Here is a 20,298-nt window from a genome sequence, read left to right on the forward strand (position 1 = left end):
TCGCAAGCGCGGCGCGGCAGGTCCACGGCCGGGCGGACCCAAGCGGTATTCTAAGCCGCGATAACCTTAATCCGGCTGAACCGAACCGGCCTCTGCGGCGTTGAGCTTGTTGCAAAAGACCGCCGGAGGTTCACGATGTGAACCCGAGGGCCACAGCCCAAGGTGCACGATGCGGAACTGCCGACACGGGCATCATGCCGGTGAGGTCTTTTAGCGATACCTGGACGCCTGCCAAGCAGCCCCCAACGCCACAGGAGTGGGACCATGAGCGACGATGGCCGTTTCGAGATTCCAAAGGAAATGCGGTCGATGGCGGAGGCGAGCTTCGAGCAGGCCCGCCAGACCTTCGAGAAATTCCTCTCCTCCGCCCACCAGGCCGCGGGCTCGTTCGAGGACCATGGCGCTGCCGCGCGCACCAACGTCAAGGATATCGGCAGCAGGGCGGTCGCCTTCGCCGAAAAGAACGTGCAGACCTCGCTCGACTACGCGCAAGCGCTGCTGAAGGCCAAGGATCTGACCGAGGTGATGCGGCTGCACAGCGAGTATGTGCAGGGCCAGATGCGTGCGCTGGCGGAGCAGGCCAGCGAGATGGGTCAGATCGTCAGCCGCGCCGCGATGGATGCGGCGAAGCCCAAGAGCTGAGGAGCGGCCTGAAGGGCATTTACTTCAAAAGCCCCGCCTATTCTACTTTAGGGTATATAATCTTAAAGTACACCTTGGCATGAGCAATGTATCTCGCAGTGCACATTGTTTTGCTTTGCGTTGCACAAAATTGACATGATAAGGGTGTTTATTGGGCATGCCCGACGATGGGCACTCCCCAAGACCGGAGTTCGATCCGGAAATATGTACCGGTATTCCGAGAAGATCGTGCTCAGACAAGCAGAGACCGTGTGATCCAGTACGGCGCGACCGGCGTTTTCACCGGTGGCGTTCGCAGGGGGTCACCACGATTCACCCCGTTGCGAAGGAAGCATGCGAATGACCAGTTCGACCGATCCGTTCTCCGCCTCCATCATTCCGTTCGAAGTCCCCGAGCAGGTGCGTGCGTTCGCCGAAAAGGGCGTTTCGCAGGCGCGCGACAACTACGCCAAATTCAAGGATGTGGCCGAGAGCCATAACGGCACCATGGAAGCCGTGTTCACCTCGGCCAGCAAGGGTGCCAGCGCCTACTCGGCCAAGCTGTTCGAGTTCTTCAAGGCCAACACCACGTCCTCACTCGACTTCGCACAGGACCTGCTCAGCGTGAAGACGCCGGCAGCTGCCATGGAGCTGTGGACCTCGCACGCCAAGAAGCAGTTCGAGACGTTTTCGGCCCAGGCCAAGGAACTCGCCGAACTCGGCCAGAAGGTTGCGACTGAAACCGTCGAGCCGATCAAGGCGTCGGCCGCGAAGTACCAGCAGCCGGCCGCCTGAGCCCGCATTAAGGTTCGAAGAAGCCCGGGCAGCTTAGCCCGGGCTTTTTTGTTGCCCGTTTTGTCGCCCCTGGGGCGGTCTTTCGCAGGGGCGGGCCATCGATGCCCGAAGCAAATGAACTTTGTCCGTCCCCGAAACGACTGATAATCGGGTGGCTGGTGGCCTTGCCAAAGCGTGGCGTTGCACCTAGTTTCCCGCCCATTCGCCACCCCCTTTTTTCGGGGGCTCGCGCAGGATGCAGTTGTAGCTCAGTCTGGTTAGAGCGCCTGTCTGTGGAACAGGAGGTCGGTGGTTCGAGCCCACCCAACTGTACCAACCCCATCGCGGATATTCCCGGTGACCGCCCGATTCGTTGCGCTTGTCGCAGCGCGTGTCCGGTCAATGATGCCTGGCCGGATCAGATCGGCACGCCCTTCACCTGATGGCCGATCCAGCCGTATAGCCGTGATGCGGTCGTGGCGGCCAACACCGTTGCCAGTAACTCGAGCGGGCTGTCGAACGCTATTCTGGCGGCGCTCCACCAGCTGGGCAGATCGTCGAGCTCGCTGATCAAGCCGACCGCCAGGAGCCCGGCCAATACCGGCAGCAGCACAATAAAAAAGCTTTTCAGGATCAACCAGCTTCGAGCCTTCGTATCCGCCAGCACATTGCGCAGCGAGGCACCGGGCGCATCAACCGCGATCGCCGGAAAAAGAATAGCCAGCCGCAGCAGGAGGACGACGACGACGATCGCGGTTGCGATGGTCGCGATTGAATCTGCGTCCTCGGACGGCGCGATCAGGCCTGGCAAATAGGGTGGAAGGGTGATGAGCGCCCACAGCACGGCGGTCCAACCGAGTAACCGCCGGAAGCGTGGCGCGAAGATCGCGAAATCGTAGTTGGAAGTGGTTTCGCGGAGGATCAGCAGGCGGTAGATCGCGATCTCAAGCGGAAGAATGAGGATGGTCTTGATCGCATCGAGACCTTCCCGGAGCAGCGGGTTGTCAGCGATATCAGGCGCAACGAATCCCAGAATCCCCGCGACGAGATAGATCAGCAGGCCGACCAGGGAAAGGAAGCGCAGCCGAACGAACACGTCGAGCATGCCATTCCACACCGAACGGAAGATGGCCCCTAAGGACAGGTCAGGTTGGTCGGCCAACAATTTTATCCTTCGGCTCCGCGAACTGATCGCGGCAAGTTATGCGGTTAGCAGGCCCTTCCGAAAAGGTCATCGCGTTGCCAAGTTTGCCAATTCTCTAATTCACTTGCCTATTCTGCCACCCGTCCGGCGGGTGAAATCAGCGCTGGTCGCCGCACTTGTGCTGTGACGTGTTGTCCACCCCTGCTTGCCAATCCCGGGCGGTTCACCCACAATTCGTGGAATCATTGCCTCGGGGGGATTCATGTCGACTGTTCGGATCAGCAATTTCGGGTGGGGTTTGGTGCTGGCGACCGCGCTCGCATTTTCATCGCTGCCGGCTTCGGGTCAGAGCTACACCCCTGAACAGGAACAGGCCTGCACCAGCGACGCCTTCCGGCTTTGCAGCTCCGAAATCCCCAATGTCGAGCGCGTCACGGCCTGCATGGTCGCCAAGAAGTCGCAGCTTTCGCCGCCGTGCCGGGCGCAATTCAGATCCGGTCCCGAACCGAGCCGGGCCGCTTCAGCGCCCGCCGGCAGGCCAATGGCGATCAAGCCGGCCCCGCGCAAATCCGCGGCCAAGGCGCGTAAACCCAAGAAATCGGCAAAACCAGCCTCGACCTGAACGCGGCACGCCATTTCAAGCCCCCTTCGCGCGACAGACTGACGCCTTGTGACTCCAGCTGCGAGTCAACATCTGTCAGCAGGAGGAGAGATTAATTGAGCAAAGAATCGCAAATGGAGCTCGACCGGCATTTTGCCTGGTTCGAAGCCAAGCTGCCGGCCGGCCCGGCCAGATTCGTTAGCTGGCTGCGCAAGCCGTCGTCGCGCTACGTCAGGATTCCGATCGCTATTCTGCTGATCCTCGGCGGCATTTTCAGCATCTTGCCGGTGCTTGGACTCTGGATGCTGCCGCTCGGACTCCTTTTGTTCGCGCAGGATGTCCCGTTTCTGCAGCCGCCGATGGCGAAGCTGCTCGGATGGATCGAGCGCAAGTGGATCGAACGACAGCGCACAAAAAGCATGCACTGAATCGATCAAGCCCCTCTGGCGATTCCGTTTTTGCGATTCCATCACGGATTGTGCGGTCGCACGCAGTGTGACTCAAAAAGCAACTTTATTGGCTAATCAGTGGCTTCTTCGCAATAAGCAGCAAATTTTTCTTTCACGAATCAGTGCGCTGATTCATTTTCGGCTTCTGGGGTCAATCTGGAGGCCAAGGTATGAACGTCATAGTTTTTGCTTCGCGTAAGGGGGGCTCGGGAAAAAGTACCCTGGCTGCCCACATTGCTGCGCACGTCCATAAGTCGACGAAGCCCTGTTTAATGGTTGATGCTGATCCGCAGGGATCGCTTACTCTCTGGCACAAATTGCGTGGAACGAACGAGCCGCCGATCAAGGCTGCGGTAAACTCTGTCAGCGGAATTATCGCCGCTGCCAAGCGCGACGGTATCGAATGGGTGTTCATCGACACGCCGCCGAATTTGTCGGCCGTCGTCGACGACGCCATCAAGAACGCCACGATGGTGATCATTCCGGCGCGGCCCGGCGTGTTTGACGTCAATGCCGTGCAGGAAACCATTCAGACCTGCCGTGCGGCGCGCAAGCCCTACGCGGTCGTCATCAACGGTGCCCCCGCGAGCCGGGACGGCGTTGAAAGCCGCATCGTCACCATCGCGCGTGAAGCATTGATCAAGTTCCGTGCGCCGGTGTGGAGCGGTCAGATCACCAACCGTGCCGATCTGTTGCTGGCGCTTGGCAACGGCGAAGGCGCCCGCGAATATTATGCGGAAGGCCGAGCCGCTGCGGAAATCAGCCGGCTGTGGGCTGCGATCGAACGTTCGATCAAGGCCATCCGCGGCAACGCGTCGGCTTCCGGCGCCATGCACAAGCAAGCGGCGTAACAACGCCGCTTATGGACTTAAAAAGACGCGCGGGACTCCGCGCGTTTTTCTTTGTCCGATGGGATGTTGATGCGCCCCGGAATGACCGACGGAGCAAGTCTGCTCACGCCACCATCAGCATATAGAATACGACGACCGGCGACATGGTCAGGATCACCGACCAGATGCCGACCGCCCAAAGAACGTCCTCGGTCGTAAAGCCCTGTTGATCAGGGAGAGTATTGTTTTCGATTTCCACGACGCGCCCCCGCGTTTTTTCCGTTGTGACGAGCTTGATACGCGACCGCTTTTAAAATCCCGGTCGCAATTTCGCTCGCATTTGACCGCAGGTGCTACCGCCGATTAACCACGGCAGCCCGCTGCGTTTCCGTTCAAGCCATCAGCAGGCGCCAGGTCACGACCGGCGCGAAGCCGATCAGTGTCGCCCACAAGGCAAAGGACGAAACCAGCAGAACGTCCTGCATGCGCTGGACGCGTTCGCTGGTCGGAAATTTCCAATTGTCACTGGTGTGGTCGATCATTTGATATCCCCCCGTTTTCTCAATGCGGACATCAATACGCCCGAGATTTTAAAGTTGACGGCAATGCTTTGGACGATTTTGAAGCGCCGCCCTCACCAGCCGTTAACCAGCGCTCCGGAAGGCCGCCGCGTTCGCAAAGGTGACGCGGCGATCGGCTGAGGCGAGCGCGGGCGAATGCGGTTAACATTGCGCCAACGCGGTCAGGCAATTTTTCCGGCCGGCGTCCACGCCATTGGAAGATATTCCGGTCACCTTGTGCGCCTCCGCATCATCCGAGCCGGTGTGGAGCGACAGAAAAGCCGTCGCCGCGGTCTTCCGCGTGCGGCGGCTTTTTTGTGCGCAACGGCTCCCCATAAGCGAGGGACCCGGCTGCGACGCCTTTGCTAAGCCCGCCGCAACAGGGCCGGCGCGCGCCGTTCCCGCTCCGCATCGAGCCGCGCCGCGAGCTCCGTGCTGACTTCCACCATCCGCAGCCGGACCTCGGCGCTGTCGATCAACCCGCTGCGCGCCAGCCAGTATTTTGCAGGCGCCGGACTGGGTTCGGCGAACAACAGCCGCGTCAGTTCGGAAATATTGTCCCAGCACGCCTGTGCGCCCTGATGGTCGCCCTGCTGCATCAGCGTCCGCACCGAGGCGAACGCTTCGGTCTCCAGATGCGCCGACAACAGGATGGCGCCGTCGGCGCCGTCGACCAGCGCCTCGTGATAGTGCGCGTCCTCGCCGGTCAGCACGCGAAAACCTTTCGGCCGCCGCGCCAGGAACTCGATCGACTGGGCGCGGTCGGCAGAGCAATCCTTGATGCCGACGATGTTGCGATGTGCGGCGAGCTGCAGCAGGGTCTCGTTGGTGAGATTGACCGCGGTGCGGTAGGGGATGTTGTAGAGCACGATCGGCCATGAGGCGTGATCGGCAAGCACCGTGAAATGCCGCAGCAGGCCGCGCTGCGACGGCCGCGTGTAATAGGGGCTGGCGATCAAATAGAAGTCGATCGGCCAGGCGGCGGTCTCGTCCAGCGTATCCAGCATCTTGCGCGTGCTGGCGCCGGACAGGCCGAGACAGATCGGGATATAGCGGCCGCTGGCCGAGATCTCGGCCCGGGTCACCGACACCAGCTGCTCGAGCTCGCCCTGGTCGAGAGTCATGCCCTCGCCCGAGGTGGCGGCGAGGATCAAGCCGTCGACCGGGCTGTTGACGTAGTGCCTGATCATGCGGCGCAGCGACGGCTCATCGAGTTCGCCGTTGCGAAACGGCGTAACGAGGGGCAGCCACAGGCCCTGTAATCGGTTTTGCGAATCGGTAGACATGGTTCCATCTCCTTGAAGGCTGTTGCCGGAGACGGGACACATGAAAAAACCCCGTCCAGACGGCGGGGTTTCGGGATCGGCTTGGCGGTTGATCTATCGCGCGCGTCGATCTCGGGTCCCCGGGTGGGGACCTTTTTTCGACGACAGAGCGGCGCACGAATTCGTGATCATGTCTCGATGATGATGGTGCAACGGCGCGCTGTCAATCCGCGCACGCTCGATGACGTTTGTTTTACGGGAGAAGAAAAGAACTGGAGACGAAGAAGGCTCAGCTGAAATCCTCTGCGGACGAAGCGATCCGGAGAAGAAAAAAAGCCGGGCCCAAAAGAGCCCGGCTTAAGGTATTGGCCACGTGAGGCCGACACAATCACCTTCCAAGAGGGATTACTGAGCGCCCGCGCCACTGGAGGAGGGGGACATATGCGCGACACGATCGCTCAGCGTGTAAGCACTATGATCCCCATCTGCGGCTTGCGTAAACCGGTTAAGCCGCATGTCTGACATGCGGAGACCGGGGGCTTTATAAGAGCCGCTAATCCGGAAGGCGGGAAACGTCAGCGGCTGCGAAAGCGTTTTCGAGCGAAGCCCGTGCCGCACGTGATGCGGAATCGATACCGGCTCGCATCAGGAAAACGCGTCAAAACAAGAATCTAGAGCTTCGGTTATGATTCAATAGCTCTAGATTCTTGCAGAACCGAAATTCCAGTCACAACCGAAATGCTAGGAGGGCCAGCGCTGCGCCTTGCTCACCACGAAATCGCGGAACACCTGCACCCGCGCCACCGTCTTCAACTCTTCGGGATACACAAAATAGGTGTCGATCTGGATCGAGTCGGTCTCGCCGAACAGCTGCACCAGACGGTTGTTCTCCTCGACCAGGTAGTCGGGCAGGGCGGCGATGCCGAGCCCCTGCTGACAGGCCCTGACAAGACCCAGGATGTTGTTGACCTTGAAATAAGCCTCGCGCGGACCCGAGCCGTTGCGGCCGGCGTCAATCAGCCAGCTGCGGTTCTGCAGATGCGGCGGCACCTGGGAATCGCCGAGCATGATGATGCGATGCGAGTCGAGGTCGTCGAGGGTGCGCGGCGTGCCGAAGCGCTTGATGTATTCCGGCGAGCAATAGGCGTGGAATCCGATCGAGAACAGCTTGCGCTGGATCAGATCCGGCTGGGTCGGCTTGCGGGTCCGGATCGCGACATCGGCCTCGCGCATCGACAGATCGAGATCCTCGTCGGTCACGATCAGCGAGATGCGGATATCCGGATAGAGGCTGGTGAACTCGTCCAGCCGCGGAATCAGCCAGTTGATGCCGAGCGCCGGCGGCGTGGTGATCTTGAGGTCGCCTGACGGCCGCTCGCGGCTGTCGGTGAGCTTGGCGCGCGCCGCCTGCAGCTGCATGAACACGTCATGCGCGGTGCGGAACAGCAGGTCGCCCTGTTCGGTGAGGATCAGCCCGCGCGCATGGCGATGGAACAGCGACACCGCAAGCTCCTGCTCCAGCGCCGAGACTTGCCGCGATACCGCCGATTGCGAAAGCCCGAGTTGCTCGCCGGCATGGGTGAAGCTGCCCGCTTCCGCCGCCGCGTGAAACACCTTCAGCTTGTCCCAATCCATGTCCGTGAATCCGTCCCGTGTTCGACGCGTAATCATTCTGCTGCCGCCCGATCACTCGCACGCAAGGCGAGAAAGCGCTCGGCCTCGAGGGCCGCCATACAACCAAGGCCGGCGGCCGTGACCGCCTGCCGCCAGGTTTCGTCCGCGACGTCGCCGGCGGCGAACAGGCCGGGCACCGACGTCGCCGTCGAGTTCGGCGCTACCTCGACATAGCCGGAGGGTTTCAGCTTGACCTGGCCGGCGACGAGTTCGGTTGCCGGCGCGTGGCCGATGGCGATGAAGACGCCGTCAGCGGGCACCTCCGTCAGCGCGCCGCTCTTGACGTTCTTCAGGCGCACATGGGTGACCTTGCCCGGATTGTCGGTGCCGCAGATTTCGTCGATTGCACTGTCCCAGACCACCTTGATCTTCGGGTTCTTGAACAGGCGATCCTGCAGGATGCGCTCGGCGCGGAAATGATCGCGGCGGTGCACGATGGTGACTTGCGAGGCGAAGTTGGTGAGGAACAGCGCTTCCTCGACCGCGGTGTTGCCGCCGCCGACCACCATGACTTCCTTGCCGCGATAGAAGAAGCCGTCGCAGGTCGCGCAGGCCGAAACGCCAAAGCCCTTGAACTTCTCTTCCGATGGCATGCCGAGCCAGCGCGCCTGCGCGCCGGTGGCAAGGATCACGGTTTCGGCGAGATAGACATCGCCGCTGTCGCAGGTCAGGCGGAACGGCCGCTGCGTGGTGTCGAGTTTGGTGACGAGATCGGTGACGAGCTTGGTGCCGACATGGGCCGCCTGTTTTTCCATCTGCTCCATCAGCCAAGGACCCTGGATGACATCCGCAAAGCCCGGATAGTTTTCCACGTCGGTGGTGATGGTGAGCTGGCCGCCGGGCTGGATGCCCTGGATCAGCACCGGCTCAAGCATCGCCCGCGCGGCGTAGATCGCTGCGGTGTACCCGGCGGGGCCGGAACCGATAATGACGACCTTGGCATGGATAGGCGCGGGCATCGGCGATTCCCTCTCTTTGGAGGATTTTGATGAGGACTTGTGCGGGAAGCGCCGGGAAATGCGTCGCGCGGCGCTAAAAGTGTCAAATCCAAGTCTATGATATCTGGGTAGCCATGCAAGATTTGCAATTCAAATAAGCGAATTTTCCCCGGAACTGCGGTATTTTCTCCCGATTCACGCAAAATGGCGCAGTGCACGCGCAATAAAATTGCGCAATCGATGGCAGCTGCGCTAAGAGTGTTGCCGGCAAACACCTTCCCAAGCCCAGCCAGCCCCAAAGAACCTAGGGAACCCAAAGGAACCGGACCGCGTGTCGAAGAATCTCGACGAAATCGACCTTAGAATTCTTTCCGAAATCCAGGCCGATGGCCGAATCACCAACGTCGAACTGGCCAAACGGGTCGGCATCTCGCCGCCGCCTTGCCTGCGCCGGGTCAGGACGCTGGAGGAAGAAGGCTACATCCAGGGCTACCGCGGCATGCTGGATCCGCGCCGGCTCGGCTTCGACGTCACCGTGTTTGCCTCCGTGCACCTGTCGAGCCAGGCCGAAGCGGACTTGCGCGCCTTCGAGGAATTTGTCCGCGCCGAGCCCCTGGTGCGCGAATGCTGGATGCTGTCGGGGGAGGTCGATTTCATCCTGAAATGCGTGGCGCCCGACATGGCGACGTTCCAGGATTTCGTCACCCATCTGACGTCGGCGCCCCATGTGCGCAATGTCAGGACGTCGCTGGTGCTGCACAATTCGAAATACGAGGCGGCGGTGCCGCTCGATTTGAAGGTGACGGGATAACGCTGCGCGTTATCCCGTCATCCCGGGGCGATGCAAAGCATCGAACCCCCGATATTGCGCATCTGGGGGCGCGAGGCGAACCCGGGATCTCGAGATTCCCAGGTGCGCAATTGCGTACCTGCGATCTGCTCCTTCGGAGCATTGCGGAATGACGAGATCAATTCAAGCGACGCTCGCAATGACGTGGGTAACGCTCAACGCTTCCCGCGCGCTGCGTCGACGCTGAGCGGTCCGCCGCCGGCCGTCGACAGATAGAGACAGGCGAAGCAGAACAGGATCGCGGCGGTACCGCCATTGAGGAGTGGCAGGAACACCGGCTTGGCGGCATCCTTGAACATGTGGCCCATGAAATAGGCGAACGCCATTTCGCCCGACAGGATGAACGCGGAGAGGCGCGTGAACAGGCCGATCATCAATAGCCCGCCCAACACAAGTTCGAGCGTGCCGGCCGCGCCGTAAAGCGACATCAGCTCGACCTTGGCGAACATCGGTACGGGCGGATATTTGAAGAGCTTGGCGATGCCGTACTGAAACAGCAAAAGCCCGGTGATGAAACGAAACAGGCTCAGCGCCACCGGCTGAAATTTCGCAAGTGCATTGTCGATTGCGTCCATGTAGTCCCCCAAGTTGGATCGAGTTCCACTTGGTATCGTGTCGCGGCCTGGAGGAAAAGCGCGCGGCGGCCGGAATCCGATGACGTTTTGGCGAGCAGCAAAGGAATTATGCGGAGCGCTGCGTGTTTGCCGCGTCTTGCGCGAGGTTACTTCCAGGTGACTTCGCTGCGGCACTCTGCCGCTACAGCGTACTCCGGTTCAGCGATCTGAGGTCGGAGACCCTCATGGTGGGGAGCGGCGAGGCGGTGCGTCGCGAACTACGAGGCCATCCAACCCAAGCAGGAAGCCGCACTGGAATCACTGCGCGCCGAGGCAGCGGATGGCTTTGGGCTGACAGGCAAAGCCGATGTTGGAGCAAGTCGCGGGCTCATCCTTGGCGCCGCGCGTGCAGTTGACGCAGCCGTCGGTCCAGCGGCCGCAGTTCGGTGGACCGGATTGCAACGAAAAATTGCCGGTGTCTTTGGGCGCTTTGCGCGGCGGAATCGCAAGCTCGGCCGCGGCCGCGATGTTGCATCCGGCGATCACGCTCGTCAGTGCGAAAGCGAGGCACGCAACGAGATTGTGGTCTGGCCGCATGCCATCTTCCTCAAGGCGATGAACGCATGTACCGGCCCCGGACCGGCGGGCAGTGCCCGCCGGGGCAAACCTGACTTTAGCCTAGCGCCACTCGACCTTGGTGATCTCGTAGGCCTTGGCGCCGCCGGGCGCCATGACCTCGACGGTGGTGCCCTTTTTCTTGCCGATCAACGCGCGGGCCAGCGGCGAGGTGATGGAGATGCGGCCCTTCTTGGCATCGGCCTCCGGCTCGCCGACGATCTGCCACACCGCTTTCTTCTCGGTGTCCTCGTCGACCAGCGTGACGGTGGCGCCGAACATGATGGTGTCGCCGGAGAGCTTTGAAATGTCGATGATGTCGGCGCGCGCGAGCTTGTCTTCGATCTCGGCGATGCGGCCTTCATTATGCGACTGCTCTTCCTTGGCGGCGTGATATTCCGCGTTCTCCGAAAGGTCGCCATGCGAGCGCGCCTCGGCGATGTGCTCGATGATGCGCGGCCGGTCTTCCGACTGGCGCTTCTTCAACTCGACCTCGAGGGCGGCATACCCGCCGGCGGTCATCGGAACCTTTTCCATCATCTTTTCCGTCCTTCGCCCGTGCGAGCCGCTCCTTGAGAAGTTGCGCGCACGAAGCAGTCTTTCGATTTCGATTCGGAGCCTTTCGGGCCCGAAACGCGAGCCCGCCAGCCTATTAATTTTCGGCCCCGTCAAGGGCCGATACAACTTCCAAACGAGCGGTGGGTTCCAGCCATACGGCTTTGTTGCCAATCGTTTAGCGGGCAATTTGGCCCGGCGAACGATCAGTTTTCGGAAAAGTAACTCTGCAGCGTGCGGACCTCAAGGTCTCCGCCCAGATAGGCGCGGATGCCCTGTGCGGCCGCCACAGCACCCGAAAGAGTGGTGTAATATGGCACTTTATGCAAGAGGGCAGCCCGTCGCAACGAACGGCTGTCGGCCAGCGCCTGCGGCCCCTCGGTGGTGTTGAAGACGAGCTGGATGTCGCCATTGGTGATGGCGTCGACGATGTGCGGCCGGCCCTCCAGCACCTTGTTCACTTTTTCGGTGGGTATGCCGGAATCGGTGAGGAAGCGCTGGGTGCCCGATGTGGCCATCACCCTGAAGCCGAGCGAATGCAGCAGCCGCACGGCGTCCGCGATGCGGGTCTTGTCGCTCTCGCGCACCGAGACGAACACGGTGCCCTTGCGCGGCACGCGGGTGCCGCCGCCGAGCTGGCTCTTGGCGAAGGCGACCTCGAACGAACGGTCGATGCCCATCACTTCGCCGGTCGAGCGCATCTCCGGACCGAGCACGGTATCGACGCCGGGGAAGCGCGCGAACGGGAATACCGATTCCTTGACGCCGACATGGCCGAGCTTGCGTTTCTTCAGGTTGAAGTCCGCAAGCTTCTCGCCGGCCATGATCCTCGCCGCGATCTTCGCCACCGGCGTGCCGACCACCTTGGCGACGAACGGCACGGTGCGCGACGCCCGCGGGTTGACCTCGAGCACGTAGATGTCGCCGTCCTTGATGGCGTACTGCACGTTCATCAGGCCGACCACGTCGAGGCCGAGCGCGAGTTCGCGGGTCTGCCGTTCGAGCTCAGTGATCATCGCACCATCCAGCGAATGCGGCGGCAGCGAACAGGCGGAATCGCCGGAGTGAATGCCGGCTTCCTCGATATGCTCCATGATGCCGACGACGAACGTGTCCTTGCCGTCGCACAGGCAGTCGACGTCGATCTCGGTGGCGTCGGAAAGATAGCGGTCGAACAGCAGCGGGTTCTTGCCGAGCACGGTGTTGATCTGCCCGGTCTTGTCGTTGGGATAGCGCGCCTTGACGTCGGCCGGCACCAGCTCGGGCAGCGTGCCGAGCAGATAATTGTTGAGCTGCTCTTCCTCGCGGATGATCTGCATCGCGCGGCCGCCCAGCACATAGGACGGACGCACCACCAGCGGCAGGCCGAGATCGGCCGCCACCAGCCGCGCCTGCTCGACCGAATAGGCGATGCCGTTCTTGGGCTGCTTTAACCTTAGCTTGTCGAGCACGCGCTTGAAGCGGTCGCGGTCTTCGGCAAGGTCGATGGCGTCGGGCGAGGTGCCGAGGATCGGCACGTCGGCGGCCTCCAGCGCGCGCGCCAGTTTCAGCGGGGTCTGGCCGCCGAACTGCACGATCACGCCGTGCAGCGTGCCGTTGGTCCGTTCGGTGGCGATGATTTCAAGCACGTCCTCGGCGGTGAGCGGCTCGAAGTACAGCCGGTCCGCGGTGTCGTAATCGGTCGAGACGGTTTCCGGATTGCAGTTGACCATGATGGTCTCGTAGCCGGCGTCATGCAGCGCAAAGCAGGCGTGGCAGCAGCAATAGTCGAACTCGATGCCCTGGCCGATCCGGTTCGGCCCGCCGCCGAGGATGATGACCTTCTTCTTGTCGGACGGCGCGCTCTCGTCGGCAAGATTTCCGGCAAAAGGCGATTCATAGGTTGAGTACATGTAAGCGGTCGGCGAGGCGAACTCCGCCGCACAGGTGTCGATGCGCTTGAACACCGGACGAACCCCGAGCGCGTGGCGTTTGGCGGTCACTTCGGCCTCGGTGGCCTCTGCAAGCACGGCGAGCCGTGCGTCGGAAAAGCCCATCGCTTTCAGCGTCCGCATGCCGAACGCGTTGCCGGGCAGGCCGTTCGCCTTGATCTTGCTTTCCATGTCGACGATGCCGCGCATCTCGGCGAGGAACCAGGGATCGATCTTGCAGGAATTGAAGATCTCTTCGTTGGACCAGCCGAGCCGCATCGCCTGGGCGACCTGCAGGATGCGGTTCGGCGTCGGCGTGCCCAAGGCGGCGCGGACCGCGTTCTTGTCGTCGCCGCGGCCGAGGTCCTCGATCTCGATTTCATCGAGGCCGGTGAGCCCGGTCTCGAGCCCGCGCAGCGCCTTCTGCAGGCTCTCCTGGAAAGTGCGGCCGATCGCCATCACTTCGCCGACCGACTTCATCGACGTGGTCAGCGTGTGGGAGGCGCCGGGGAATTTCTCGAACGCAAAGCGCGGTATCTTGACGACGACGTAATCGATGGTCGGCTCGAACGAGGCCGGCGTGGCGCCACCGGTGATGTCGTTGGCGATCTCATCCAGCGTGTAGCCGACCGCGAGCTTGGCCGCGACCTTTGCAATCGGAAAGCCGGTGGCCTTCGAGGCAAGGGCGGAAGAGCGCGACACGCGCGGGTTCATCTCGATCACGACCATGCGGCCGTCGGCCGGGTTGATGCCGAACTGCACGTTGGAGCCACCGGTCTCGACCCCGATCTCGCGCAGCACCGCCAGCGAGGCGTCGCGCATGATCTGGTATTCCTTGTCGGTCAGCGTCAGGGCCGGCGCGATGGTGATGGAATCGCCGGTGTGCACGCCCATCGGATCGAGGTTCTCGATCGAGCAGATGATGATGCAATTGTCCTTTTTATCGCGCACCACCTCCATCTCGTACTCTTTCCAGCCGAGCACGCTTTCCTCGATCAGCACTTCGTTGGTCGGAGAGGCGTCGAGCCCACGCTCGATGATGTCGAGGAATTCTTCCTTGTTGTAGGCAATGCCGCCGCCGGTGCCGCCCATCGTGAAGGAGGGCCGGATAATCGCAGGCAAGCCGATTTCGGACAGCGCCATCAGCGCCTCGCCGAACGCGTGCTCCTGATAGCGCTTGCGGCGTTCGTTTTCACCAAGCGTCCACTGCCGCTCGAGTTCTTCCAGCGCATCGCCCGACAGTTTCTCCCGCTCGGCGAGGTATTTGTCGCGGTAGGACTTCTTCAGCGCCGAGGCGTTGGCCAGCCGCGATTTTGGCGTCTCCAGCCCGATCTTGGTCATGGCCTCGCGGAACAGCTGGCGGTCCTCGGCCTTGTCGATGGCATCAGCGGTTGCGCCGATCATTTCGACGTCGAACTTGTCGAGTGTGCCCTGGCGGCGGAGCGATAGCGCGCAATTCAGCGCGGTCTGGCCGCCCATGGTCGGCAGCAGCGCAAAGCCGCCGGGAATGACGTGGCGTTCCTTTTCGATGATCTTGCCGACGATTTCCGGCGTGATTGGCTCGATATAGGTGGCATCGGCCAGTTCCGGGTCGGTCATGATCGTCGCCGGATTGGAATTGACCAGGACGACGCGGTAGCCTTCTTCCTTAAGCGCCTTCACCGCCTGGGTGCCTGAATAGTCGAATTCGCAGGCCTGGCCGATCACGATGGGGCCGGCGCCGATGATCAGGATGGTGGAGATGTCGGTTCTTTTGGGCATCAGGTCTCGCGGACTGGAATTTTGGCACAAAAAAAGGGCGCGCATGCTGCGCGTCCCCTAAGCCAAGAGCGCGGGTTACCCTCGCGCGCGGGTGGTCTTTAGACCAGATTCCGCACCCGCGAAACCCCCAAAAACGGGCCATCAACCGGCATTTTGCGGGAATTTGGCTGCGGCTTGGTGTGAGGGGGAAGGCTGGCTGAGGCCCGTCTTCGCCCTTCGGGCTACGCCGCGGCAGCCTTCGCTACGACGGGGCTTGCCGAGCCGTAGCTTGCGCAGCAAGCGAAGGCTGGAGGCCCGGCCTGGATTTGAACCAGGATAAAGAACGATGCACCGTTCTCGCGTTGTCGCTTCCGCCACCGGGCCAAGGCGATCATTACCGATCACGGGCCGGTGAGCCATGTTTACCTTTGATTAACCCTAACCGGCTGGCAATCGCGAAAAACCGCTTCAAAAGGCGCTATCGCGCCATGGGATGGTGCGCCACGAAGGTCATCCGCCAGGGATTATGGCCGATATTGTCGGGGGCGCGCGAAGCGGCGAAGCCGGCGCGGCCGAGTTTTTCGATCATCTCGCTTTCGCTGTAGCGTTGCAGGCCGACGCGGGTGCGCAATTGCCGGTAGTCCGACAGCGCGGTCGAGGCGAGGCCGTAGAGCGCGTCCGTCAGGAAGCCGTGGGTGCTTGCGAATCTCAACAGCGCCAGCACGTCTCGCCCCATGCCGACCTCGGGCCGCAGGATATCGCCCAGCACCAGCCGCCCGCTCGGCTTCAGCAGCCGGCGAATAACCGCGAATGCGGAATCCAGCTCTTGCGGCGTCATGTATTGCGCCACCGAGTTCATGACGACGAGATCGACCGAGTGCGCCTCCATACTCCGGAGCTCATCGAGCGAACGGACGCGGATTTTGGTGTTCGGCGCAAAGCGCGCGATCAGCCGGCCGCGCACGCCGGGGGCGGGTTCGGCGAGATAGAGTTTTGCGCAGGCGTCCGCCACCCTGGCCGCCGACAGCGCCTCGCCGCAGGCATAGTCCAGCACGACGGCGTCAGGCGATGAGATGTAGCCGATGATGTCGCGCGCGATGATCTGGAAATGCAGGTCCCGGTGCAGCTTGCTCGCATAGATCGTATGCGTGGAATCGTAATAGTCGATCCATTCGTCCATCGGGGCTGCGTCCGGCAAAACAGGGGTTTCCGGCAAGGAACCGCCGGGAAAGTGATGCGTTAGGGTGTTCGGCGGCCAATGTCCAATGCCACCGCTGTCCGGTTTCCTAACAGGAAGGTTCAACGTGAGCAAAGCCAACAAATCCGAAAAAGTATCCCCCGAACTCGATACGCCGACCGATCTGCCGCAGGCTGCGGTGGACAAGATTTCGGCGTCGCTCAACGTGCTGCTGGCCGACGCCTTCGCGCTCTACATGAAGACCAAGAATTTCCACTGGCACGTCTCCGGCCGGCATTTCCGCGACTACCATCTGATGCTGGACGAGCAGGCGGAAGCGATCTTCGGTACCACCGACCAGCTAGCCGAGCGGGTGCGCAAGCTTGGCGGCGTCACGCTGCGCTCGATCGGGCAGATCGCAAAGCTGCAGACCATTCAGGACAACAACGAGGCTTACGTCCCGCCGCGCGAAATGCTGCGCGAATTGATGGAGGACAACAAGCACATGGCGGCTGCCATGCGCAAAGCCCACAAGCTTTGCGACGACCACGAAGATACCGGCACCGCGCAGTTGCTCGAATTGTTCGTCGACGAGACCGAGCGCCGCACCTGGTTCCTGTTCGAAGCCAGCCGCCAGGAAAGCGCCAACGCGGCGTGATCTTTCTTCCCTCGCCCCTTGTGGGAGAGGGTGGCGCCTCACGCAGTGAGGCGACGGGTGAGGGGTTCTCTCCTCACTGTAAGACTTGCGATGAGGATAGAACCCCTCATCCGTCGCGCTTCGCGCGCCACCTTCTCCCACAAGGGGAGAAGGAAGTGAGACGCCGCTAAATCCTGAACTTCATCACCTCTTCCTTGAATTGCAGCCCGTGTCCGGGCCGCTCCGGCGCGGTGATCATGCCGTTGGCAATCTCGGGCGGATCGACCCAGAGGTCGTCGATCAGCCCCATGTTCTCGCACCAGATGCCGTTCGGGATCGAGGCCAGGAGGTGCACGTTGAGTTCGGGAAACAGATGCGGCGCGATGGTGATGCCAAACGTGTCCGCCAGCGCCGCGATCTTGCGCAGGTCCGTCATGCCGCCGCGCATCGGGTCGGGCTGCAGGATCGGCAGGCAGGGATTCATAAAGAACGGCCGCAGATCGTAGCGCGTGAAATGAGTCTCGCCGCCGACCACGCGCATGTCGAGCGCTGCGGCGATGCGCTGGTAGCCGGCGAAATCGTCGGCCGGCACCGGCTCCTCGAGCCAGTAGATATCGTATTTTTCGAATTTGCGTCCCATCTCGATCGCGACATCGGCGCTCCAGCCCATGTTGACGTCGATCATGATGTCGATGTCGGGCCCGAGCGCCTCGCGCATGCGGCGTACATTGTCGAGGTCCTGCGCGGGTGTGTGAACATGCGCGACCTGCATCTTGATCGCCTTGTAGCCCTGTTTGACGAAGCGCAGCGCCTTCTCGATCATGCCGTCGCCGCCCGCGCCGCGGAAACAACCCGAGCCGTAGATCGGGATTTCCGAGCGATAATGGCCCCACAGCCGGTGCAGCGGCAGGCCGGCGCGCTTGCCGACCGCATCCCACAGCGCGATGTCGATCGCCGACATCGCCATCGCGGCGATGCCGCCACGGCCATAGGTCATCGTCGCCGTCCACAGATCGCGCCAGATCGCCTCGATCGCGGTGGCATCCTTGCCCTTCACGCGGGGGATGATGCACTCGTCGAGGCAGGCCGCGATCGACTTGATCCCCGGGCGGAACACGAACAGATAGCCCATGCCGGTGACACCGCCTGCGGTCTCGACCTCGCAGATCAGGATGTCGCGCGTCGGGCCCAGCGCGGCCCCCTTCAGCCAGGGATCGTCGGCCCAGGGCAGGCGCAGCATCGTCACGCGGATGTCACGGATGGTCATGTCTGGGTTGGCTGTCATCGGACGTTTCCCTGTGCTGGCCCGGATCATGTTGGTCTGATCTCGGGCAGGGGAAAGTCAATCACATAACGGCGGCGCTGATCCAGCGCCGTGCGTCATGCCTCCAATGCGGGGACGCGACGCGCGTTCGCGCGACCCGTTGGTTGTGCTCACCCTGCGCACGCTACAGTAGCCAAATATTACTAGCGGTCCGGCCGGCTTGCGCTACGATGCAAGCGAGCCAGAGTAGCAGGAGGTCGGAAATGCCTATGTCCGTCTCTATGATCGTATTGGGTTCGCAACTGGTTATGCCCGTCGCTGACGGCGTGCCGAAGTTCGATATCACGCGAAACTGCAAGCTCGACATTGCCGCTACCGCCGGACTCACCGTCGATCAGTCGCTCAAGACCTGCATCAGCGATGAACAGAAAGCGCGCCAGCAGCTCGGAAGCCAGTGGTCCAAATTCCCTGCATCCAGCCGCGCGAGCTGTGTCTCGCAGGAGAGCATTGGCGGCACGCCAAGTTACGTCAGCCTGCAGACCTGCCTCCAGATGGGTCAGTGGGCGCGTTGATCCGTCACTTCGTGGCGATCGGATTGATCAACCCTCGATTCGCATCGATGCTGCGGCCGCCGTCACCACGGTGGTGACGGCGGCCGGTCGGGTGCTAGTTCGCCACCATGATCGCCGGCGGCTTCCAGGTGCCATCGCCCGGAGGCAAGACGGACGGCGCTTCGGTCTTCGGCCAGTAGAGCCGCATCACCAGATAGATCGGACCGTTCGGCGCTGGCAACCAGTTGGAGTCCTTGTCCGTGCCGGGGGAGTCCTTTTGAACATGCAGCGTGAGGGACCCGTCCGCATTCTGCTTCATGCCTGGCAGCATCGGTGAGTTGATCAGATACCGGTTGATCGGGTTTTCGATCAGCAACTGGCTCTTGCCGTCGTACATGGTCACTGACCAGAATGCTTCCACCGGCGGAAGTTGTCCGGCGGGGAAGGTGATCGTGTATTTGTGCTTCGAGCCATCGAGCACATCGCCGTTGGCCAGGTTCTTGGTAAAGGGGTACACGGCCTCCGCGGCGTCGTTGCCATAGATGCCGCCCTTGGCGCCAGCCGCCCGCCTCAACCAGTCGCCGCTGAAAAAAGCCCGGTCTCCGAAGAAAGATCCGATTTTCCAACCGTTGACGATTTTGAAGCCGTCCTCGAGGTACTTGTCGACCTTTTCCTCGCCGTCCTTCATGCCAAGGCCGATTTCAAGTTTGTGTGCGATCGGCAGGTCCTTGAATTCAAAGGTCTTGCCGGCACCGACGCCAATGCGCGCGAGCTTGGCACGAATTTCCTTCTCCTCCGGAGTGGCTGGCGCAAACTGCAGGGAAAAGTCGAGGTATTCAAAGAAGTTCTTCTTCACCAGTTCCTTGTCGACCTTGGGGAAGTCTATTGCTGACGAGGCGGTCGTCATTGGTTGCTTCAGATAGGCCGAGAGCGGCTGCGCCTTGTAACCCGCCTGGACCTTCTCGACGTTGGGCATGTCGTCCGCACCGAACAACTGGGTGCGATAGCCCGCCACGGAAAACTGTGTCGTGGATCGAAATACCTTCTTGACGCCCGGAGGCGTCGTGCCGTTCCAGTCCGGGCCAACGACCATATAGTCGCCGGGCTCAGTGCCGGTGGCGCGGCTGCCGATGTAGCCGTAATTGTAGGTATTGCCGTCTTCGAGCTGCACCGCGTAGTAGCGGCCCTTTTCCACCGCCGGCACCGACAGCACCATCGGCTCCGCGCGCAAATCCATCCAGAGGAAGGAATAGGGCGTGTCGCTGTTGGGGGTGACGATCGATGTGTCCTTGTAGGTAAAGACGCGCGCCTCGTTTTTGATCTGATTGAATGGCGCCTTGAATTGCTCCGAATTCCTGTCGACCGAATATTCGTACATGACCGCGTAGTTCATCACGATCGGCAGTCCGTAGATGAAGCCTTCCTCGGCGATGGCCTTGGCCTCGCGGATGTCAGGCCATTCGGCTTTAGCCTGCGCGTTCGCCGGGACAGGCGTTGTTGTCGCAATTGTCATCGCAGCAAGTGCGGCGGAACGAAGGAGATCGCGTTTCGTCAACATGATGCTGGCTCCTCTTTTGGGATATTTCACG

Annotated in this window: 21 protein-coding genes and 1 tRNA gene; 9 read left to right on the forward strand and 13 right to left on the reverse strand. The window is 61.7% G+C overall.

Annotated elements, in window-relative coordinates; translation table 11 throughout:
• Positions 1 to 264 precede the first annotated feature (264 nt).
• The 3 genes from JQ575_RS07705 to JQ575_RS07715 all read left to right on the forward strand — a co-directional run bounded on the left by JQ575_RS07705 (position 265) and on the right by JQ575_RS07715 (position 1,731).
• Positions 265 to 642, forward strand: coding sequence for a phasin family protein (locus JQ575_RS07705; protein WP_212032638.1), 378 nt, complete (start codon positions 265 to 267; stop codon positions 640 to 642).
• 339 nt (positions 643 to 981) lie between these two features.
• Positions 982 to 1,416 carry a phasin gene (locus tag JQ575_RS07710; RefSeq protein WP_211998738.1) on the forward strand — a complete coding sequence of 145 codons (435 nt, stop codon included), beginning with the start codon at positions 982 to 984 and terminating at the stop codon, positions 1,414 to 1,416.
• 237 nt (positions 1,417 to 1,653) lie between these two features.
• Positions 1,654 to 1,731: transfer RNA gene (locus JQ575_RS07715), tRNA-His, on the forward strand.
• 82 nt (positions 1,732 to 1,813) lie between these two features.
• Here the strand turns inward: JQ575_RS07715 and JQ575_RS07720 are convergent.
• Positions 1,814 to 2,557 (reverse strand): hypothetical protein, encoded by a 744-nt coding sequence (locus tag JQ575_RS07720; RefSeq protein WP_212032639.1) that lies wholly within the window; start codon positions 2,555 to 2,557, stop codon positions 1,814 to 1,816.
• Positions 2,558 to 2,801: 244 nt separating this feature from the next.
• Between JQ575_RS07720 and JQ575_RS07725 the strand changes: the two genes are divergently transcribed.
• The 3 genes from JQ575_RS07725 to JQ575_RS07735 all read left to right on the forward strand — a co-directional run bounded on the left by JQ575_RS07725 (position 2,802) and on the right by JQ575_RS07735 (position 4,440).
• Positions 2,802 to 3,161, forward strand: a complete 360-nt coding sequence (locus JQ575_RS07725; protein WP_249166512.1) for a hypothetical protein — start codon at positions 2,802 to 2,804, stop codon at positions 3,159 to 3,161.
• Positions 3,162 to 3,274: 113 nt separating this feature from the next.
• On the forward strand, positions 3,275 to 3,568 hold the full coding sequence (locus JQ575_RS07730) for a hypothetical protein (RefSeq protein WP_409364773.1): 294 nt from the start codon (positions 3,275 to 3,277) through the stop codon (positions 3,566 to 3,568).
• A gap of 191 nt (positions 3,569 to 3,759) precedes the next feature.
• A complete protein-coding gene (locus tag JQ575_RS07735) occupies positions 3,760 to 4,440 on the forward strand; it encodes a ParA family protein (protein WP_192736750.1) in 681 nt (226 codons plus the stop codon).
• Between the two features lie 103 nt (positions 4,441 to 4,543).
• On the opposite strand, the gene JQ575_RS45645 is transcribed toward JQ575_RS07735, so the two are convergent.
• The 5 genes from JQ575_RS45645 to trxB all read right to left on the reverse strand — a co-directional run bounded on the left by JQ575_RS45645 (position 4,544) and on the right by trxB (position 8,877).
• Complete coding sequence (locus tag JQ575_RS45645) at positions 4,544 to 4,678, reverse strand: hypothetical protein (RefSeq protein ID WP_283813432.1); 135 nt, start codon at positions 4,676 to 4,678, stop codon at positions 4,544 to 4,546.
• Between the two features lie 133 nt (positions 4,679 to 4,811).
• Positions 4,812 to 4,961 carry a hypothetical protein gene (locus tag JQ575_RS07740; RefSeq protein WP_192736749.1) on the reverse strand — a complete coding sequence of 50 codons (150 nt, stop codon included), beginning with the start codon at positions 4,959 to 4,961 and terminating at the stop codon, positions 4,812 to 4,814.
• A gap of 383 nt (positions 4,962 to 5,344) precedes the next feature.
• Positions 5,345 to 6,265 (reverse strand): 4-hydroxy-tetrahydrodipicolinate synthase, encoded by a 921-nt coding sequence (dapA, locus tag JQ575_RS07745; protein WP_212032641.1) that lies wholly within the window; start codon positions 6,263 to 6,265, stop codon positions 5,345 to 5,347.
• Between the two features lie 720 nt (positions 6,266 to 6,985).
• On the reverse strand, positions 6,986 to 7,879 hold the full coding sequence (locus JQ575_RS07750) for a LysR family transcriptional regulator (protein ID WP_212032642.1): 894 nt from the start codon (positions 7,877 to 7,879) through the stop codon (positions 6,986 to 6,988).
• A 32-nt stretch (positions 7,880 to 7,911) separates the two neighbouring features.
• Positions 7,912 to 8,877, reverse strand: coding sequence for a thioredoxin-disulfide reductase (gene trxB, locus JQ575_RS07755; protein ID WP_212032643.1), 966 nt, complete (start codon positions 8,875 to 8,877; stop codon positions 7,912 to 7,914).
• 310 nt (positions 8,878 to 9,187) lie between these two features.
• Between trxB and JQ575_RS07760 the strand changes: the two genes are divergently transcribed.
• A complete protein-coding gene (locus JQ575_RS07760) occupies positions 9,188 to 9,667 on the forward strand; it encodes an Lrp/AsnC family transcriptional regulator (protein ID WP_192736745.1) in 480 nt (159 codons plus the stop codon).
• 194 nt (positions 9,668 to 9,861) lie between these two features.
• On the opposite strand, the gene JQ575_RS07765 is transcribed toward JQ575_RS07760, so the two are convergent.
• From JQ575_RS07765 to JQ575_RS07785, 5 genes are all read right to left on the reverse strand, one after another.
• On the reverse strand, positions 9,862 to 10,281 hold the full coding sequence (locus JQ575_RS07765) for a DoxX family protein (RefSeq protein WP_212032644.1): 420 nt from the start codon (positions 10,279 to 10,281) through the stop codon (positions 9,862 to 9,864).
• 297 nt (positions 10,282 to 10,578) lie between these two features.
• The gene (locus tag JQ575_RS07770) at positions 10,579 to 10,857 is read right to left on the reverse strand and encodes a hypothetical protein (protein WP_249166513.1); all 279 of its coding nucleotides are present in this window, start codon (positions 10,855 to 10,857) and stop codon (positions 10,579 to 10,581) included.
• An 81-nt stretch (positions 10,858 to 10,938) separates the two neighbouring features.
• Entirely contained in the window at positions 10,939 to 11,412 is a 474-nt protein-coding gene (gene greA, locus JQ575_RS07775; RefSeq protein ID WP_192736743.1) for a transcription elongation factor GreA, read from the reverse strand.
• Positions 11,413 to 11,636: 224 nt separating this feature from the next.
• Positions 11,637 to 15,101, reverse strand: coding sequence for a carbamoyl-phosphate synthase large subunit (carB, locus tag JQ575_RS07780; RefSeq protein ID WP_212032645.1), 3,465 nt, complete (start codon positions 15,099 to 15,101; stop codon positions 11,637 to 11,639).
• A 457-nt stretch (positions 15,102 to 15,558) separates the two neighbouring features.
• A complete protein-coding gene (locus JQ575_RS07785) occupies positions 15,559 to 16,260 on the reverse strand; it encodes a class I SAM-dependent methyltransferase (RefSeq protein ID WP_212032825.1) in 702 nt (233 codons plus the stop codon).
• A 124-nt stretch (positions 16,261 to 16,384) separates the two neighbouring features.
• On the opposite strand from JQ575_RS07785, the gene JQ575_RS07790 reads away from it, so the two are divergent.
• Positions 16,385 to 16,915 carry a Dps family protein gene (locus JQ575_RS07790; protein ID WP_212032646.1) on the forward strand — a complete coding sequence of 177 codons (531 nt, stop codon included), beginning with the start codon at positions 16,385 to 16,387 and terminating at the stop codon, positions 16,913 to 16,915.
• Positions 16,916 to 17,081: 166 nt separating this feature from the next.
• Here the strand turns inward: JQ575_RS07790 and JQ575_RS07795 are convergent, their stop codons facing one another.
• On the reverse strand, positions 17,082 to 18,179 hold the full coding sequence (locus JQ575_RS07795) for a mandelate racemase/muconate lactonizing enzyme family protein (protein ID WP_212032647.1): 1,098 nt from the start codon (positions 18,177 to 18,179) through the stop codon (positions 17,082 to 17,084).
• Between the two features lie 248 nt (positions 18,180 to 18,427).
• Here JQ575_RS07795 and JQ575_RS07800 point away from each other — a divergent pair, with 248 nt between their 5' ends.
• On the forward strand, positions 18,428 to 18,730 hold the full coding sequence (locus JQ575_RS07800) for a hypothetical protein (protein ID WP_212032648.1): 303 nt from the start codon (positions 18,428 to 18,430) through the stop codon (positions 18,728 to 18,730).
• Positions 18,731 to 18,824: 94 nt separating this feature from the next.
• Here the strand turns inward: JQ575_RS07800 and JQ575_RS07805 are convergent, their stop codons facing one another.
• Positions 18,825 to 20,267 carry a DUF1254 domain-containing protein gene (locus JQ575_RS07805; RefSeq protein WP_212032649.1) on the reverse strand — a complete coding sequence of 481 codons (1,443 nt, stop codon included), beginning with the start codon at positions 20,265 to 20,267 and terminating at the stop codon, positions 18,825 to 18,827.
• Positions 20,268 to 20,298: the final 31 nt, after the last annotated feature.

The sequence above is a fragment of the Bradyrhizobium sp. JYMT SZCCT0428 genome, from assembly GCF_018131075.1.
GTDB lineage: Bacteria > Pseudomonadota > Alphaproteobacteria > Rhizobiales > Xanthobacteraceae > Bradyrhizobium.